General features: G+C 74.8%; 17 protein-coding genes and 1 pseudogene. 6 read left to right on the top strand and 12 right to left on the bottom strand.

Translation table 11 applies throughout. The annotated features are described in order from the left end of the window. Window positions 1-118: 118 nt before the first annotated feature. The 8 genes from ACIGG8_RS10655 to ACIGG8_RS10690 form a co-directional block, all read right to left on the bottom strand. On the bottom strand, window positions 119-1312 hold the full coding sequence (locus ACIGG8_RS10655) for a cytochrome P450 (protein WP_396546982.1): 1194 nt from the start codon (window positions 1310-1312) through the stop codon (window positions 119-121). Continuing rightward, entirely contained in the window at window positions 1309-1869 is a 561-nt protein-coding gene (locus ACIGG8_RS10660; protein ID WP_396547026.1) for a GTP-binding protein, read from the bottom strand. Before ACIGG8_RS10660 ends, ACIGG8_RS10655 begins: the two co-directional genes overlap by 4 nt. Window positions 1870-2008: 139 nt before the next feature. Beyond that, entirely contained in the window at window positions 2009-2362 is a 354-nt protein-coding gene (locus tag ACIGG8_RS10665) for a DUF742 domain-containing protein (RefSeq protein WP_350521410.1), read from the bottom strand. Continuing rightward, window positions 2359-2790, bottom strand: a complete 432-nt coding sequence (locus ACIGG8_RS10670) for a roadblock/LC7 domain-containing protein (protein WP_350521411.1) — start codon at window positions 2788-2790, stop codon at window positions 2359-2361. The genes ACIGG8_RS10665 and ACIGG8_RS10670 overlap by 4 nt, the downstream gene beginning before the upstream one ends. After that, window positions 2787-4784 (bottom strand): ATP-binding protein, encoded by a 1998-nt coding sequence (locus ACIGG8_RS10675; RefSeq protein ID WP_396546984.1) that lies wholly within the window; start codon window positions 4782-4784, stop codon window positions 2787-2789. Before ACIGG8_RS10675 ends, ACIGG8_RS10670 begins: the two co-directional genes overlap by 4 nt. A gap of 148 nt (window positions 4785-4932) precedes the next feature. After that, window positions 4933-5946 (bottom strand): MBL fold metallo-hydrolase, encoded by a 1014-nt coding sequence (locus tag ACIGG8_RS10680; protein WP_396546985.1) that lies wholly within the window; start codon window positions 5944-5946, stop codon window positions 4933-4935. A gap of 120 nt (window positions 5947-6066) precedes the next feature. Continuing rightward, window positions 6067-6870: a hypothetical protein gene (locus tag ACIGG8_RS10685; RefSeq protein ID WP_396546987.1), complete on the bottom strand. Its 804-nt coding sequence runs from the start codon at window positions 6868-6870 to the stop codon at window positions 6067-6069. Window positions 6871-6986: 116 nt separating this feature from the next. Then, on the bottom strand, window positions 6987-7907 hold the full coding sequence (locus ACIGG8_RS10690) for a GNAT family N-acetyltransferase (protein ID WP_396546989.1): 921 nt from the start codon (window positions 7905-7907) through the stop codon (window positions 6987-6989). A 268-nt stretch (window positions 7908-8175) separates the two neighbouring features. On the opposite strand from ACIGG8_RS10690, the pseudogene ACIGG8_RS10695 reads away from it, so the two are divergent. The 3 genes and pseudogenes from ACIGG8_RS10695 to ACIGG8_RS10705 all read left to right on the top strand — a co-directional run bounded on the left by ACIGG8_RS10695 (window position 8176) and on the right by ACIGG8_RS10705 (window position 11467). Then, window positions 8176-9485 (top strand): annotated as a pseudogene (locus tag ACIGG8_RS10695) (DUF692 domain-containing protein). A gap of 30 nt (window positions 9486-9515) precedes the next feature. After that, window positions 9516-10589, top strand: a complete 1074-nt coding sequence (locus tag ACIGG8_RS10700) for a TIGR04222 domain-containing membrane protein (protein ID WP_396546990.1) — start codon at window positions 9516-9518, stop codon at window positions 10587-10589. Between the two features lie 95 nt (window positions 10590-10684). Then, window positions 10685-11467 (top strand): TIGR04222 domain-containing membrane protein, encoded by a 783-nt coding sequence (locus tag ACIGG8_RS10705; protein ID WP_396546992.1) that lies wholly within the window; start codon window positions 10685-10687, stop codon window positions 11465-11467. A gap of 98 nt (window positions 11468-11565) precedes the next feature. On the opposite strand, the gene hemQ is transcribed toward ACIGG8_RS10705, so the two are convergent. The 3 genes from hemQ to ACIGG8_RS10720 are packed head-to-tail and all read right to left on the bottom strand — an operon-like array spanning window position 11566 to window position 14343. Then, on the bottom strand, window positions 11566-12291 hold the full coding sequence (gene hemQ, locus ACIGG8_RS10710; RefSeq protein WP_396546994.1) for a hydrogen peroxide-dependent heme synthase: 726 nt from the start codon (window positions 12289-12291) through the stop codon (window positions 11566-11568). Next, window positions 12288-13718 (bottom strand): protoporphyrinogen oxidase, encoded by a 1431-nt coding sequence (gene hemG, locus ACIGG8_RS10715; RefSeq protein WP_396546996.1) that lies wholly within the window; start codon window positions 13716-13718, stop codon window positions 12288-12290. The genes hemQ and hemG overlap by 4 nt, the downstream gene beginning before the upstream one ends. A 34-nt stretch (window positions 13719-13752) precedes the next feature. Next, the gene (locus ACIGG8_RS10720) at window positions 13753-14343 is read right to left on the bottom strand and encodes a Uma2 family endonuclease (RefSeq protein WP_396546998.1); all 591 of its coding nucleotides are present in this window, start codon (window positions 14341-14343) and stop codon (window positions 13753-13755) included. A gap of 165 nt (window positions 14344-14508) precedes the next feature. Between ACIGG8_RS10720 and ACIGG8_RS10725 the strand changes: the two genes are divergently transcribed. Both ACIGG8_RS10725 and ACIGG8_RS10730 read left to right on the top strand, forming a co-directional pair. Then, a complete protein-coding gene (locus tag ACIGG8_RS10725; RefSeq protein ID WP_396547000.1) occupies window positions 14509-14733 on the top strand; it encodes a hypothetical protein in 225 nt (74 codons plus the stop codon). Between the two features lie 24 nt (window positions 14734-14757). Then, a complete protein-coding gene (locus tag ACIGG8_RS10730) occupies window positions 14758-15198 on the top strand; it encodes a DUF523 domain-containing protein (RefSeq protein ID WP_350521422.1) in 441 nt (146 codons plus the stop codon). Between the two features lie 35 nt (window positions 15199-15233). Here the strand turns inward: ACIGG8_RS10730 and hemE are convergent, their stop codons facing one another. After that, window positions 15234-16337 (bottom strand): uroporphyrinogen decarboxylase, encoded by a 1104-nt coding sequence (gene hemE / locus ACIGG8_RS10735; protein ID WP_396547002.1) that lies wholly within the window; start codon window positions 16335-16337, stop codon window positions 15234-15236. A gap of 146 nt (window positions 16338-16483) precedes the next feature. Here hemE and ACIGG8_RS10740 point away from each other — a divergent pair, with 146 nt between their 5' ends. Then, window positions 16484-17146 (top strand): DUF3000 domain-containing protein, encoded by a 663-nt coding sequence (locus ACIGG8_RS10740; protein ID WP_350521423.1) that lies wholly within the window; start codon window positions 16484-16486, stop codon window positions 17144-17146. The last annotated feature ends 129 nt before the right edge of the window (window positions 17147-17275 follow it).

A 17275-nucleotide genomic window follows, 5' to 3' on the forward strand; every position in this document is an offset into this window, starting at 1 on the left:
GCGGCGAGGAGGCCCGGACACCGCTGTGCGCTGTCCGGGCCTCCGCGCTGTCCGCGGCCTCCGGGGCGTCCGGGGCCTCGTACCGTCGGGCCGTCGTACCCGGCGGGCCGCGCGGGCGTTACCCGGCGACCGGCTCGAAGCGGACCGGCAGGTGCACCAGGGCGCGGTGGAACGGGCCCGGACGCCAGAGCAACTCGTCGGCGGGGGTGGACAGTTCGAGGTCGCTGAGGCGGCTGCCCAGCTGCTCGATCGCGGTGATCGCGATCAGCAGGGCGGGGTCGCGGGCCGGGCAGGCGTGCGGGCCGGCCGCCCAGGCCAGGTGGGCGCTCTCGCCGCTGCGCAGCCCGCCGCCGTCGGTGGGCGGTGCGGCCTGGGAGTTGGCGGCCGCGTAGGAGACCAGCAGAAGGGTGCCGGCCTTGATCTCACGGCCGTGGAACACGATGTCGTAGCGCGGGTAGTGCGCGGAGAGGTTGGCCAGCGGCGGCTCGTGCCAGAGCACCTCGTCGATCGCCTGGTGGGCGGTCATCGCGCCGCCGAACAGCGAGCCGGCGTAGCGGGCGTCGGTGAGCAGGCGCAGCAGGGCGTTGCCGATCAGGTTGGTGGTCGGTTCGTGCCCGGCGATCATGGTCAGGCTGATCTGCCGGATCGCCTCGTCGTCGTCCAGCCCGCGCGGGTGGGTGACGAACCAGGAGGCGAGGTCGTGCCGGGGGCGCGCGCGGCGTTCGGCGACCATGGCGGTGACCACCGCGAGGAGCTTCCCGTACGCGGCGCCCGCCTGCGCGGTGCCCTCGATCAGCCCGGTGATCGCGGCGACCACCTCGGCGTGCTGCGCCTCCGGCACGCCGAACCAGGTGGTGAGCACGGAGGCGGGCACCTGGCGGGCGTACTCGGCGATCAGGTCGGCACGGCCGACCGCGGCGAAGCGGTCGATCAGCCGGTGGGCGGTCTCGGCGACCTGGCGCTGGAGCCGGTGCGGTTCGAACAGCGCGAGGGCGTCGGTGATCACCGCGCGGTAGCGCGCGTGCGTCTCGCCGTCGCTGAACAGGGCGGTCGGGCGGTAGCCGAGCACCGGCAGCAGCGGGGAGTCCGGCGGGACGGTCCGCTGCCAGGCCCGGGAGTCCTTGGAGAAGGTGTCGCTGTCGCGCAGCAGGTCCAGCGCGGCCTGGTAGTCGGTGACGAGCAGGGCCTCGACGCCGGGCGCGATCTCCACCGGGGCGACCGGGCCGTGCCGGCGCAGCCGCTCGTAGACGAGTTGCGGGTCGGCGGCGAAGACCGGGCCGTGGATCGGGATCGGGCGGGTCTCGACGGTCACGGGCACTCCTGGGTGACGGTGGAGGCGGTGGGCAGGGCGTCGAGGACGTGCTCGGCCAGCGCGATCAGCGCGTCCAGGCTGCCCTCGCGTTCGCGGGCGTCGCAGAGCAGGAGGGGGGTCGCGGGGTGCAGGTCCAGGTGGGCGCGGAGCACCTCGACCGGGTGGACCGGCGCGTCCGGGAAGCAGTTGACCGCGACGGCGTACGGCAGGCCCTGCTCCTCGACCATGTCCATGATCTCGAAGGAGTCGGCCAGCCGGCGGGTGTCGGCGAGCACCAGCGCGCCCAGGGCGCCGCGGGCGATGTCCTGCCAGAGCGGGAAGAAGCGGCGCTGGCCGGGGGTGCCGAACATGTAGAGCACGACGTTGCCGGGCAGGGTGAGCCGGCCGAAGTCCACGGCGACGGTGGTGGTGGTCTTCTCGGGCAGGCCGGCCAGGTCGTCCACCGGGCGTCCGGTCTCGGTCATCGCCTCCTCGGTGTGCAGGGTGGCGATCTCGGAGAGCGTGCGGATGAGCGTGGTCTTGCCGACGCCGAAGGGGCCGGCGACCACCAGCTTCATCAGCGTCTGGTCCCGGTCGGGCAGGTAGCCCACCCGTTCCGGCGGCCCCGGGGGGTGACCGTCGGGGTGGCCGTCGGGGTGGCCGTCGGGCGGGTCGACGGGTGGATCGACGGACCGGCCGACCGGGTCGGCGGCCCGGTCACCGGAGCGCACGGAGTCCAACGAGGAGCCTCTCGACGATGGAGCGGTCGGTCTGCTGGGCGCGCGGGATCGGTGCGCGGGCGTGCAGGCAGCCCGCCTCGACCAGATCGGCCGCGAGGAAGACGGTGGCGCTGACCGGCAGGCGCAGGTGCGCGGCGGCCTCCACCACGGTCAGCGCGCCGGGGCACAGCAGTTCCCAGAGCCGGCGGTGTTCGGGTTCGAGCCCGGTCGGCGGTTCGGCACGGTCGGCGAACAGGACGGTCAGTCGCTCGAAGCCCTCGGTGCCGGGGCGGCTGCGGCCGCCGGTGGCCAGGTAGGCGGGCACCATCCGCCTGCGGGGGACGGCGGTCATGACCGGCCGGTGTCGCCCTGCCGCCGGCACGGGCTCGCGAGCGCGCGGCCCAGGGCGGCGACCTGCACCTGCATCTGGTACGACACGTTGCCGAGCTGGGCGTCCGGGGTGGTGAACACGGCGAGCGAGGTGTTCTCCCCGGCGGGGACGACGATGGCGTAGCCGAGGTCGGACTCCACCACGGTCTGGGCCAGTCGCGGCCGTTCGGCGTCGGTGAACGCGCCGGTGAAGGCGCGGGCGGCGGCGTGCACGGTGGCGGTCATCGCGGCGACCCGCTCGGCGGAGGCCCGGCCCAGGCTCTCCGAGGCCCCTTCGACCAGGCCGTCCCCGGTGGCGATGACCGCGTGCAGCACCCCCGGCAGCTCCAGCAGCGGGGTCAGCACCCACGAGATCTCGTCGGTGGCGGTCGGGCTGGGCGAGCTGCTCACTGCTCGGCTCCTTCTGAGGTCGTCGGGCCGGTGGTGTGGTCACCGGTGGGGCGGGCGGTGGTGGTGTCGCCGGGGGTGCCGGCGGTGGTGGTGCTGTCCTGGGTCGCGGCGCCTGCGCGGTCGGCGGCCTCGCGCTGGGCACTCGCGCGTTCGGCGGCTGCACGGTCGGCACTCGCGCGTTCGGCACTCTCGCGTTCGGCACTCTCGCGTTCGGCCTGCGCCACGGCGGCCCGGCCGGAGTCGGTGCCCTGCTGCAGCGCCTGCCAGCGGGCGGCGGCCCGCTCGGGGGACCGACCGGGGGCGTCGGATCCGCCGGCGGATCCCACAGCGGACCCGACGGACGAGCCCGCGGTGGCGGCGGGCGCACCGGCCTCCTCGGGGGCCGGCGGACGGCGGCGGCGCCGGGTGGGCAGGCCGGTGCCGTCGTCGGCCGGGGCGTCGCCGGAGGCCCGGGCGGCGGAGGCGCCGTCGGAAGCCGGGGAGGCCGGGGCGGCCTCGGACGCGGGGGAGGTCCGGCCGTCCGGGGCCGCCGCGTCCCCCGACGGGCCGCCCGTGCCCGGGTCGGGCACCACGCGGATGGCCGGTGCCGGGTGCGGTCCGGGCTGGTGGTGGCGGTCGGCGAGCTGCGGGCCGTCCTGCTCGTCGGCGTCGCGCATCGGCGGGACGGCGGCGACGGTGGGCGCGGGCGCGGGGCCGGACCCGGCCCGCAACGGCAGCGGGGTGAGCACCGACAGCGGCTGCTCGTCGTCGACGACGGTCACCAGCCCGGCCGGGATGCGCAGGATGGTCCGCATGCCGCCGTACGGCGAGGGCTCGATGTGGCAGGAGAAGCCGTACTGGCGGGCGAGCTTGCCGATCACCGCGAAGCCGGTCTTGGGCGGGTTCCCGAGCTCGGTGAGCAGGAGGTCCGGCGGGCCGGAGAGCAGTCGGCGGGCGCGGCGCAGCTGGTCCTCGTCCATGCCGATGCCGCTGTCGTCGATGATCACCAGCGCGCCGCGGCCGCCCTGCTGGACGGTGACCGGGACGTCGGTCTCCGGGTGGGAGTAGGCGGTGGCGTTGGCGAGCAGTTCGGCGATGGTGACGGCGATCGGCTCGGCGGCCCGGGCGACGACCGCGAGCCGGTGCTCCCGCAGGTGGTTGGCGACCTTGACCCGGGCGTAGCCGGGCACCCGGGAGAGGGCGCCGACGACGACCTCGGCGAGCGACGAGTCGGTGCGGGCCAGGCCCGGCCAGGCCTCGCAGAGCACGGCGACGGTCTGGATCCGGCGCAGCGCGACCTCGTTGCGGAAGTCGACCTCCAGCAGCCGGGGGTCGTCGTTGTCGTGCTGGAGCTGCTGGACCAGGCTCTGGATCTGGTACAGCAGGGTCTGGATCCGGGAGGTGGCACCGCGCATCGCGGCGCGGGCGGCGGCGTCCACCCGTTCGCGTTCGTCGGCGAGGGCGGCGGCGGTGGCGTCCAGCACGGACTGCAGCGCCCGGACGGCCTCCGGGCCGACGATCTGCGGGTCCAGCGGGCCGACCACCGGGGCGTTGGCGTGGCTGAGCCGTACGGCGGTGGCGGCGACCCGCTCCTGGGCGAGGTGGCCGATCTCGGCGAGCAGCGCGGCGGCGCGCGCCTCGGCGGCGGCCAGGCGGTGGTCGGCCTCCTCGGCACGGGTGGTCGCGGCGGCGCCCTGCCGCAGGGCGTCCCGGACGGCCTCCTGCGCCTCCCGGGCCGCGTCCTGCGCCTCGTGGACGGCGTCCTCGGCGACGCGGGTGCGGCCCTCCGCCCGCCGGGCCTCGTCGGTGGAGCGCCGGGCGGTCTCCTGGGCCTCGCGCAGTTGCTGCTCGGTGCGGGCGAGGCGGCCCTCGGCGACGCGGGCGCGCTCCTCGCCCCGGGTGAGCGCGGTCTCGGCGGCCGCCGCACGGGCGACGGCCCCGGCCCGGCCGCGGGCGAGCACGGCCGCGGCCACGGCGGCGACCAGCGCCAGGGCGATCAGCGCGATCTGCGTCATCGGAGTCCTCGGGAGTGCTTGCGGGGCGGGCCGGGCAGGCGGGCGGGCCCGGTTCCGGGCGGGGCATGGGGGGCGGCTTCCCGGCCGGCCCGGTTCCGGGCGGGGCGCGGAACCGGGGGCGCGGAGCCGCGGGGCGCGGAGCCGGGTGTCAGTTCCGGGCGGGGCGCGGGCGCGGGATCCGGGCGGCGGGGCCCTCGGCCAGCTCCCGGGCGACCAGGGCGACCTGCCCCATGGCTTCCAGCGCGCCCGGCGCCGCCGAGCCGTCCAGGTGCCGGTACTCGGCGGCGACGGTGAGCACCAGCCGCTCGGGCAGGCCGAGTTCGGGGTGGCGCTGTTCGGCGATCACCCGCCGGGCGGCGTCCAGCGCGGGTATGCCGGCGGCGTGCAGGGCGTGGGCGCGCTCGCGGACGTACGCGAGGTAGCCGATGTGCCCCCGGACGCCGTCGCGGTCGAGCACCGGGCCGTGGCCGGGGACGAAGATCTCCGCGCCGGTGGCCAGGGCCTGCTCGCAGGCGCCGATGACGTTCTCCAGCGGGCCCGCCCAGTGCGAGGGGTGGTCGCCGGGCTGCTCCGGCGTCGAGGAGAAGATGACGTCGCCGGTGAACACCGCGCGCTGGTGCGGGAGGTGGACGATCAGGTCGCCGCCGGTGTGGGCGGCGGGCAGGCTGGTGATCTGCACGGGGTGGCGTCCGACCCGCAGCTCCAGCTCGCCGGTGAAGACGGTGTCCGGGTGCACCGGGTCCGTGGCGGACCAGTCGAAGCGCCCGAAGTGCTCCCTGAGGTAGCCGCCGAGCAGCGAGTCCGGATCGCTGTCGGTGACCAGGGCGTGCTGCTGCTTCGGGGTGGGCTCCCAGTGGATGTGCTCCAGCGCCTCGCGGGTGGCGATCACCTCGGCGGCCGGCACCACGCCGGCGCCCCACAGGTGGTCGCCGTTGGCGTGGGTGACGACCACCCGGTCGATCTCGACCCCGGCCGGCAGCAGTCGGCGGCTCGCGGCGAGGAACTCCCCCGCCATCGAGGGGTCGTAGGGCGTGTCGATCCAGAGCGCGGTCGTGTCGGAGACCAGCAGTCCGCAGTTGGCCAGGCCCCAGCCCCGCTTCGGGGGGAGCCACACGTACAGGTCCTCGGCAATCGCGCTCACGTTCGCACGGTTGATCGTCATGTGCGCGATTATGCCCATGATGCGTCAAGGGCGGGGCAAAACCTGTACGAATAGCCGGAGTTCATGGCCTGCTCTCGCCCGTCTGTCCGGATTCGCACCGCAGGTCCGAGACCAATTGTCTCACTGGTCGGGACGACTGACGGACACCTCGCCCCGGAAGCCCGACGGGACGTCCGACCGGGGTGCGGGCAGGACCCGGCAGACCTCGACCGTGACGTCCACCGTGTCCAGCCCGATCACCCGGCCCTCCACCGCGGCGAATCCTTTCTCCCCCGAGCGGAAGAGCGCCGCCAGCGGGGAGTTCCGGCTCGCCGCCGTCAGCGCCTCCACCGCCATCGCGGAGCCGAAGGCGAACACCCCGCAGAGCACGACGCAGGGCGCGTGCCGGGGCGTGCGGGTGACGAAGACGAAGCCGTGGTCGCGGATCAGCTCCCCGGCCGGGTTGTACAGCGCCTCGAAGGTCATCCCGCCCCAGCGGGCGCGGGCCGCCTCCGGGTACTCGATCGCGAAGTCCGGGAACACCGCGTCCAGCACGCCGCCGGAGTAGGCGTTGACGCTCGGGCCGCCGATCGAGAAGGTCGGCATCCGCGGGTCCTGCGCGCCCGCCACCACCAGCTCGATCGTCGCCTTCCGGTTGACCTTGCGCAGCAGGTCGGTGAGTTCCGCTATCGCCCTCGCCTCGGCCATCGGCATGAACAGCACGTTCTTCGGCCCGCGGCTGGTCAGCTGGCAGCCGTCCGAGGTGAGGGCGAACTCCGCGACCTCGATGCTCGGCGTGATGATCTGCACCCGGCTGTACGGCGCGAGCAGCGCCCTCAGGAAGCCGTAGCGCAGGAACAGTCTCGTCCGGGCGAGGGAGCGGGCCGCGAGGAAGCCGATCACGGCCGGCACCGATGCGATCAGTGCCTGGAGCAGGATGTCCATATCATCCCCCCGGAGGAAGACTCGACCACGAACCGTACGCCCTGGTTAAGTCCCCGCCCGTGGCCGGAAATACCCCCTGACGGCGATTCCGGGTGTCAGAATCACCGCTCCGAGGGTCACTTCAGGCGCTTGATCCCCTTGCGCTCCCCCGCGCAGCGCTCGTACCCCAGCCACGCGTTGACCGCGAGCATCGGCGCGTTGGTCTCGTCGTTGGAGGTGTACGCGCGCCGGTAGCCCGCCGCGGCCGCCAGGCGCAGGGACTCCAGCTTGGCCAGCTTGCTCAGACCGCGCCCGCGGAAGTCCCGGCGGCAGGCGGTGAACGCGGACCAGTAACGGTCCACCCCGTCGGTCTGCGCCAGGGTGAACGCGGCGGGCTCGCCGTCCACCACGGCGACCACGGTCAGCGTCAGGTCCAGGTCCGGCCGGGCCCAGTCGCCCCGCAGCCACTCCTCGTACTCCAGGGCGTCCATCGGCACCTCGCCGGGCTCGTCCCGGATGGCGTCCGCCTCGACCAGGAACAGCGGGCGGGGGTCGTCCGCCCAGTCGGTGGCCGGGCGCAGCTCGACGCCGGCCGGCCGGACCGGTGCCTGCGGCAGCGGCAGCGTCAGGTCCCGTCCGCCGAACTGCGCGGGGCGCCCCGGCTCGTAGCCCCGGGCGGCGGCGAAGGCCAGCGAGGCGGGCTCGTCGTCCAGCCAGGTGTGCAGCTCCGTCACCCCGTGCTCGACCAGGTGCCGTTCGGCCGCGGCCAGCAGCGCGGTCGCGGCGCCGCGGCGCCGGAACTCCGGCAGCACGCTGCCGTTGGCGTACCCGACGCCGGCGGTCGTCGTCCCGCGCACCAGCCCGCAGCGCACCGCGCCGACCACCCGGCCGTCGCACTCGGCGACGAAGGTGCGGAAGTGCTCCTGGGGATTCGGCCGGTCGTTCAGCCAGAGCAGGGCCTCGGCGCTCAGCACCAGGTGCTCGCGCCCGGCCCGGTGGGCGGCCGCCACGGCGGCGGCGTCGTCGGGGTGGAATTCACGGATCGTCAAAGAAGTCATGGATTCCCACGCTAGCCGCGCCGCCCGCGCACCGCCTTCGAATTTTCGCCGCGAAAGGGCGCCCCAGCTGCGGGAACGGCCGCGGCGGAGGGCTGGAGCCGGGCCTTCCGGGGCGGCAAGCTCAAATAATGCTCTGAGAAGACCGGGTGAGGCTTGGCAGCCACCCCGCCCGGGGACATCCTCAGCAACACGGCCGTGGAAAGCCCGGCGACGACGCCCGCACCACCCGACGGCCCTCCCACCCCAGCCCTCCGAAGGGGGCGAACCCATGACTTCCGCTGCCCTGGACCGGCCCGCACCGGCCACCGGCCCCGCCGTCCCCGCCCGCCTGGGTGTCGGCCTCGGCTGGCGCCCGGAGATCGACACCGTGGTCGAGCGCCAACCCGGCCTGGACTGGGTCGAGGTCGTCGCCGAGAACGTCTGCGCCGGCCACCTGCCCGACTCGCTGACGGCGCTGCGCGAGCGCGGCGTCACCGTCGTCCCGCACGGCGTCGGTCTCGGTCTCGGCGGCGCCGAGCTGCCCGACCCCGGCCGTCTCGCCCGACTCGCCGACACCGCGCTGGCGCTCGGATCCCCGCTGGTCACCGAGCACCTGGCCTTCGTCCGGGCCGGCGGCCTGGAGGCCGGTCACCTGCTGCCCGTCCCCCGCACCCGGGACTCGCTGCGGGTGATCGCCGAGAACGTCCGGATCGCCCAGGACCAGCTCCCGGTGCCACTCGCCCTGGAGAACATCGCCGCCCAACTCGCTTGGCCGGAAGACGAGTTCACCGAAGGGCAGTTCCTCGCCGAGCTGGTCGGCCGCACCGGCGTCCGGCTGCTGATCGACGTCGCCAACCTGCACACCAACCGGGTCAACCTCGGCGTCGACCCGGCCGCCGAACTCGACCGCCTCCCGCTGGAGGCGCTCGCCTACGTCCACGTCGCCGGCGGCACCCTGGTCGACGGGACCTGGCACGACACGCACGCCCACCCCGTCACCGAGCCGGTGCTGGAGGTGCTGGCCGAGCTCTGCGCGCGGGTGGCACCGCCCGGCGTCCTGCTGGAGCGGGACGCGAACTTCCCGCCGCCCAGTGAGCTGGCCGGTGAACTGGACGCCATCCGCCGGGTGCTGGAGGGGAGCACCCGGTGACGAGCGACCCGACCACGGCGACCGGCCCGACCGCGGCCCCGGAGGCCCCCGGCACCGCCGGTGCCCGGGAGCGGCTGGCCCGGCGCCAGGAGGAGCTGCTGGCCGCCCTGGTGGCCGGCGGGCCCGTCCCGCCCGGCTTCGACCCGGTCCAGGTCCGCGTCCAGTCCACCGGCCTCGCCGCCAAGCGGCGCGACACCACCGCGAAGGTGGCCCCGGACCTGCCCCGCCTGCTCGGCGACCGGTACGGGCCGCTCTTCCTCGACTACGCCCGCACCCACTCGCAGACCGGCGGCTACCGCGCCGACGCCCGGGCCTTCGCCCAGTGGGTGCTCACCGACGGCGGCCCGACCGCCGCCCACCACCGCCGGGCCCTGGAGCAGTGGCTCCACCCGGCACCCGTACGGCCGCCCGGCCCGCTCGCCCGCCTTCGCCGGGCCCTGCGCGGCTAGCGACCCATCGTCATCCCGGGGGAACCGCCCATGTGGCACAACAGCTACTTCGCCGTCCCGGCCGTCCTGCTGGCGGCCGCCGCCCTGTACGCCTCCCGGACCCGGCAGCACATCGGCCGCGTCCGGTACGCCAAGGGCCTGCCCGGCCGCGGTCTGCCGCTGCTGGACACCGCGTTCCTGTCCGGCGGGCCGGGCCGGGTGTTCGACACCGCGCTGGTCCGGATGCACCTGGCCGAGCAGGTCGTGATCAGCCGCTCCGGCCTGGTCACGCTCACCGGCGGCAAGCCGTACGACGCCGTCGACCAGGCGGTCCACGAGGCCGTCGGCCCCACCGGCAGCCGGGAGATCGGCCCGCTGCGCCGGATGGTGATGCGCTCGGACGCCGTCCAGGAGATCGGTGGCCGGCTCGCCGACCGCGGCCTGCTGCGCCGCCCCGAGCGACTGCGGCGGGCCCGCACCGCCCGCCGGCTGCTCTGGCTCGCGATGCTCGTCGTCGTGGCCTTCGCCGTCGCCGCCGCGCTGCTCGACGACGGCGCTCCCGGCCACGACCGCCCCGACCTCTGGATCCCGGGCCTCCTGCTGTTCGTGGGCGCCGTCACGCTGCTGGCCACCTGGCCGGTCAGGGGCCGGATCACCCCGGCCGGGGCGCGCCAGCTGACCCTGATGGGCGGCTCGCCGTGGACGCCCGGCTCAGGGGTGCCGCCCATGCTGGCGGGCGGCGCGCTGCTGGGCGCGCTCGCACTCGGCGGGCTGGCCGCCGCCGGGCTGGAGAACCAGGAGCTGGAGGCCGCGATGCTCGGCGCGACGGCCGAGGAGGAGGAAATGATGCGACAGGCTTCCACGGGCTCGTCCTGGTTCACGAACTCCTCGTCCTCGTCCTCCTCGTGCTCGTCCTCCTCGTGCTCGTCCGGCAGCCCCGCCTCCTGGTGCGGCTCCTCCGACTCCGGGTCCTCCGGCGGGGGCAGCGGCTGCGGCTCGTCCAGCTGCGGCTCCTCCTCCGGCAGTTGCGGCTCGTCCTCCTCCAGCTGCGGCTCGTCCTCCAGCTGCGGTTCCTCGTCCTCCAGCTGCGGATCGAGCTGCGGCGGGGGCGGCTGCGGCTCCTGACCGGCCCCGGTTCGTCCCACGACCGACGTCACAGTTCGGTATCGCGGACCGGGAAGGCGTTCCCCGCGCCATCGGGCCAGGCATACAACAAGCCCATGTGGTTGCTCTTCCTCATACCGGCCTGTGTCGCGGCGGTCCTCTCCTGCCTCCGGCTGGTCCGGATGACCGCCACCGCCGATGCCCTGGCCGAACAGGACGGGCTGCGCCCACCGGAAGCCGTCGGCATCGGGCTGTACGAGACCGCCTACCTGGCCGGCGGCCCGGACCGGGTGGTCGAACTGGCCCTCGTCCTGATGGCCGGCCGGGGCCGGCTGCACCTGGCGCACACCGGCTGGACCACCGTGGTCGACCCCAGGGGCCGCAGCCGCCTGGAGCGGGCGATCATCGCCACCGTCGGCCCGGAAGGCCAGTGCCGCACGGACGAGCTGCGCCGGGCGATGGCCGAGCACCCCACCGTGCTGGAGATCGGCGCCCGGCTCGCACTGGCCGGCCTGGCCACCCCGGCCCTGGTGCAGCGCAGCACCGTCGTGGTCGTCCGGCAGGTCCGGCACGCGCTGCTGCTCTCGCTGGTCCTGCTGGCCGCCTCGCTGGCGGTCAGGGGCTTCACCGGCGGTGACACCCTCACCCCGCTCGCCTGGTTCTCCCTGCCGCTGGTGCTCACCTCGGGCACCCTGCTGATGGCCCGGGTGGACGTCTACCCCTACACCCGCTGGGCCTCCCCGATCGGCCAGGAGGTGCTGCGGGAGGTCCGCCCGGCCCGCCAGCGCGGCCTCGCCGACGACGAGGAGCGCGAACTGCTCACCGCCGTCGCCATGAACGGCCCGGCCGTCCTCCCCGACGCCCGCCTCCGCGCCGCCCTGCGCCCGCACCGCACCTGACCCGGATCCGGCTGCGGGGCGACGCCCGGGGGCCCGGGAACGCCGGAGGCCGGCTCCCCTCGTGCGGGGAGCCGGCCTCCGGACGGAGTGCGGGTGGCTCAGGCCAGGCCGCCCAGCAGCTCGCTGACCGGCTTGCGGCGGCCGGTGAAGAACGGCACCTCCTCGCGGACGTGCAGCCGGGCCCGCGAGGGGCGCAGGTCGCGCATCAGGTCCACGATCCGGTGCAGCTCGTCCGCCTCGAAGGCGAGCAGCCACTCGTAGTCGCCGAGCGCGAACGAGGCCACCGTGTTGGCCCGCACGTCCGGGTAGCCGCGCGCCATCTTGCCGTGCTCGGCGAGCATCGCGCGCCGCTCCTCGTCCGGCAGCAGGTACCACTCGTAGGAGCGCACGAACGGGTACACGCAGACGTAGTCGCGTGCGCGCTCGTCGGCGAGGAAGGCCGGGATGTGCGACTTGTTGAACTCGGCCGGGCGGTGCAGCGCCATGTTCGACCAGACCGGCTCCAGCCGGCGGCCCAGGCCGGTGCGGCGGAAGCGGTTGTACGCCTCCTGCAGGTCGTCCGAGTCGGCGGCGTGCCACCAGACCATGATGTCGGCGTCCGCGCGCAGACCGGAGACGTCGTACGTGCCGCGGACGGTCACGTCCTTCGCGGCCAGCTGCTCGAACAGCTCGTCCACCTCGGCGGCCAGGGCGGCACGGTCCTCGGGCAGGGCGTCCTTGAGCTTGAACACCGACCACATGGTGTAGCGGATGACCTGGTTCAGGTCGCGCGCCTTCTTCTTCTCGGGTCGCTGCTCCGGCTCCCGCTCAACGCTCTCAGTCATGCGCCCATTGTCCTCTCCGTGGAACGTTCCCCGGTCTCCGGGGTCAACAGTCTGTCGACGGCGGCCACCGCGGCGGCCGCCGAGCCGATGCACGCCGGAATGCCCACGCCGTCGTACGCGGCGCCGCACAGCGCCAGCCCGCCCACCCGCTCGGCCGCCGCCCGGACCCTGGCCACCTTCTCCGGGTGGCCCACCGGGTACTGCGGCAGGCCGGCCTCGAAGCGCGAGACGAAGGTGTCGTACGGCCGGGCGGTCAGCCCGATCGCCTCCCCCAGGTCCGCCAGCGAGCGGGCCACCAGCTCCTCGTCCGGCAGGCCCAGCGCCTCGTCCTCGCGGTGCCGGCCCAGCGAGGTGCGCAGCAGGAACGCGTCCGGCGCGGAACGCTCCAGCCAGCCCCACTTGTTGGACGAGAAGGTGGACGCCTTGATCCGCCGGCCGTCCACCGGCGGCACCAGGAAACCGCTGCCGCTCGGCGGCTCGGCCAGGTCGGAACGGCGGAATGCCAGGGTCACCAGTGCCATGCCCGCGTACTCGACGGAGTCCAGTTCGGCGGCGGCCGCCGGGGCGTCCGTGCGCAGCAGCCGGGCCGCGGCCGGGGCCGGGACGGCCAGCACCACGGCGTGCGCGTGCAGCACCTCGCCGCCGGTCCGCACCCGCCAGCCGTCGGGGGTGCGGCGGAGCTCGTCCACCCGGGCGTCCGTGCGCAGGTCCACGCCCGCCTCGGCGCAGGCCGCGGCGACCGCCTCCGGCAGGGTGCCGAGGCCGCCGCGCAGACCGTTGAACACCGGGGTGCCGACCACCTGCGGCCGGGAGGCCAGCTCGTGCACCCCCTCGACCAGCGAACCGCCGCCCCGGGCGATCCCCAGCAGCTGCGGCACCGCGGCGCGCAGCGAGATCTCGTCCGCACGCCCGGCGTAGACCCCGCCCAGCAGCGGCTCGACCAGCCGGTCCACCACCTCCCGGCCCAGCCGGTCGGCGACGTAGCGGCCGATCGCGACGTCCTCCCCCACGTCGGTGGGCTGCTCGTGCCGGGCCCGCTCCAGCCCCTCGGCGGTGAGCACGCCGGAGGCCGCCAGTGCCTCCAGGTCGCCCGGCACCCCCATCACCTGCCTGCCCGGCAGCGGCCGCAGCGCCCCGCGGGTCCAGATCGCCGCCTTCGCGGTGGTCGGCGGCTCCAGCTGCTCCGCCAGCCCGACCGCCCGCGCCAGCTCCACCGCCTCCGGCCGCCGGGCCAGCACCGACTCGGCCCCGAGGTCCACCCGGACCCCGCCGACCTCACCACCCCACAGCTTCCCGCCGACCCGCCCGGACGCCTCCAGCAGCGTCACCCGAGCCCGCGCGGGCCCCCCGGCCGCGCCACTCAGGAAAGCGGCCGCAGCCAGCCCCGCGATCCCACCACCGACGACGACGACCTGTGCATCCGACATGCTCCGCAGTCTCGCAGGTCTTTACACGGACTCCTCAATCCGCTGCACGCCCGCCGCTCGGCACCAGCGCGTCCAGGTCGATCGCGATCGGGAACGGCACCGGGCGTTCGATCTTGCCGCGGAAGATTCCGGCCGGGACGTACGAGGAGGTCACCGCCTCCAGCTCGAAGACGTGCACGACCGGCAGGCCCGCCTCCTCCTCCACGATCCAGTAGTGCGGGATGCCCGCCTCGGCGTACTTGCGGACCTTGACGGTGCGGTCCCGGTGCGCGGATTCCGGCGAGACGACCTCGACGACGAGCGCCACGTCGGCTGCGGCGAACCAGGTGCGGGCGGTGTCGTACTCCGCCACGGCGACCACCACATCCGGCTCCGGCCGGTTCCACCGGTCGAGCTTGACCGTCATCTGATCCTCGGCCAGCACCCCGTCCGGCACCAACGCCTCCAGCGCAGCGGTCAGGTTTCGCACGACCCTGCCGTGAAACGAACGCTGGGGAGACACCCTGAAGACCAGTGCTCCATCGATCAGTTCGGTGTGCCGCGGCGCCTGCGGCAGGTGGTCGAGGTCATCGGCGAACCAACCCTCGGCTCTGGGCGCGTACATCCAGTCCGGCAGCTCACTCATGCCCCCAAGATAGCGAGATCGGCGTCCCGGTATCCGGCTGCACGGGCGGTGTGCTATCGGAATGCCATGACGTTTCTGAGGGGTGAGGCGGTCCGGTGGGTGGACGACGGGTTCCCGGGGTGGGTGGAGGTTTGCTTCGCGGATGCGGACGGGCCGCGGTGGTCCGTGATCGACAAGACCGCGATGTTCGGGACGGAGCAGGCGCTCGGGCCGGACGCCTGGCTCGACGTCGACTCGCCGTACCCGGTGCCGGTCGAGATCGACTGCACGGTGCCGGCAACCGGCCCGGACGGGGTGGCCACGGTGTCCGTCCACCGGCCGCACCGCCTCGAAACCGTGTGCGGGCAGCGGGAGTTCAGGGTCCGCCGGGACCGGCTCGTCGAGGACTGACCGCAGTTCCGTAGGCTCGACCGCATGGAACCGATCGTGGTGAGCGCGTGCCTGGCCGGGATCCCCTGCCGGTACGACGGGCGGGCGAAGACCTCGGCGGACGCCGTGCGGCTGGTCGAGGAGGGGCGGGCCGTGGTGGTGTGCCCGGAGGGGGCGGGCGGGTTGCCGACGCCGCGGCCGCCGGCGGAGATCGTAGGCGGGGACGGCGCGGACGTGCTGGACGGGCGGGCGCGGGTGGTGGACGCGACCGGGGCGGACTGCACCGGGGAGTTCCTGGCCGGCGCCCGGGCGGCGCTCGCCGCCGCCGAGTCGGCGGGGGCGCGGCGGGCGGTGCTGATGGCGCGCAGCCCGTCCTGCGGCTGCGGGCAGGTGTACGACGGGACGTTCTCCGGGGAGCTGCGCCCCGGAGACGGGGTGACGGCCGCGCTGCTGCGGCGCGCGGGGATCGAGGTCGCCGCCGGGTAGCGGGCCCCGGGACGGGGCCCGCCACCGCGGGTGGGTCAGCGCGCGCTGGCCTCGTGGACGAAGGCGACGAGGCGGCTGAGCGCGTCCGGGTCCATGGACGGCAGCACGCCGTGGCCGAGGTTGAAGATGTGGCCGCTGGTGCCGAGCGCCTGGGCGGCGTGCAGCACCTCGCGGGCCTTGGTCTCGACGACCTTGGTGGGCGCGAAGAGCACCGCCGGGTCGAGGTTGCCCTGCAGGCCCTTGCCGGGGCCGACCCGCTCGGCGGCGACGTTCAGCGGTACCCGCCAGTCGACGCCGACGATGTCCGCACCGGCCTGGCCCATCAGGCCGAGCAGCTCGCCGGTGCCGACGCCGAAGTGGATCTTCGGCACGCCGTACTCGGCGACGGCGTCGAAGACCTTGGTGCTGGCCGGCAGCACCGAACGGCGGTAGTCGTCCGGCGCGAGCGAGCCGACCCAGGAGTCGAACAGCTGGATCGCCGAGGCGCCCGCCTCGATCTGCACCTTCAGGAAGGCCGAGGTGATGTCGGCGAGCCGGTCCACCAGGGCGGCCCACAGCTCGGGCTGCCCGTACATCATGGCCTTGGTGTTCTCGTGGTTCTTGGACGGCCCGCCCTCGACCAGGTAGCTGGCCAGCGTGTACGGCGCGCCGGCGAAGCCGATCAGCGGGGTCTCGCCGAGCTCGTCCACCAGCAGGCCGATGGCCTCGGTGATGTAGGGGACGTCGTCCGGCTCCAGGGGGCGCAGCCGCTGCAGGTCCTCGAAGGTGCGGATCGGGTCGGCGATGACCGGGCCGACGCCGGCCTTGATGTCGACGTCGATGCCGACCGCCTTGAGCGGCACCACGATGTCGCTGAAGAAGATCGCCGCGTCCACCTTGTGCCGGCGCACCGGCTGCAGGGTGATCTCCTTGACCAGCTCGGGCCGCATGCAGGACTCCAGCATGGGGATGCCCTCGCGGACCTTCAGGTACTCGGGCAGCGAGCGGCCGGCCTGGCGCATGAACCAGACGGGCGTGTGCGGCACCGGCTCGTGCCGGCAGGCGCGCAGGAACGCGGAGTCGTACGCGGCGCCGCGGCGCGCGGGGGTGGTCCGGCCGTCGTTGCTGGCCGCCGTCGTGTCTGCCGTAGTCTCGCTCACGCGTCAAATCTTCGCACGCGTCCCGGGGGCCTCTTCCCGGCCGGTCTCGTCGGTTCCTCCAAGATCTGCCGGGGTTTGCCGTTCCGGCACGCCGCTGGGAGAGAAGTTGCGGCGATAACCCGTGCTTTCGACCTAGTCTTCGGGTCATGGCAGCGGTCGGAGGGCACCCCGCGCAGGGTGGCGGAGCAGGTGGCGGAACGGGTCGCGAGGGGGCGCCGAGCGAGTTCCGGGCTGCCGTGGCGGCCCTGGACGGGGCCCGGCTGCGGCCCGAGGTGCAGCTCTCCCCCGCGCCGGCGCCGCGCCGGCTCGCCCCGCACTCCTTCGCGGTGACCGCCGCGGTCGAGGTGGACGGCGAGGAGCTTGCGGACGGCCGGCTGGTGCTGCTGTACGACCCGGCGGGGCAGGAGTCCTGGAACGGGGAGTTCCGGGTGGTCACGATGACCCGGGCCGAGCTGGAGCCGGAGATGGCCGGCGACCCGATGCTGTGCGAGGTCGGCTGGGCCTGGCTGCTCGACGCGCTGCAGGCGCACGGCGCCGGGTACGCGGAGCCGTCCGGCACGGTGACCAGGTGCGCGTCCCAGTACTTCGGCGGTCTGGCGGACCGCCCGTCGTCGACCGAGATCGAGATCCGGGCCTCCTGGACGCCGGCCGACGGCCGTTTCGAGCGGCACCTGGCGGCCTGGGCGGACCTGCTCTGCATCAGCGCCGGCCTGCCGCCGGCCGCGCCGACGCCGCAGGGGCCGCCAGAGGTGCCGTCACTCGGTGGAGTGGTCCCGATGCCCGCCCGGCGACGCCCCAGGTCGCACTGACGGGTGGTGTCGGGGCCCGGCGGCACCGGACGGCCGGACGCCACCCCCAGGGCTGACGGAGTGTGAACTCGGACCCGCTCTGCGTCAATAACGCGGTCGATACCGACTGGCTTGCATCGAATCTGATCG

The organism is Kitasatospora sp. NPDC085464 (genome assembly GCF_044541955.1).
Taxonomy (GTDB): Bacteria; Actinomycetota; Actinomycetes; order Streptomycetales; family Streptomycetaceae; genus Kitasatospora.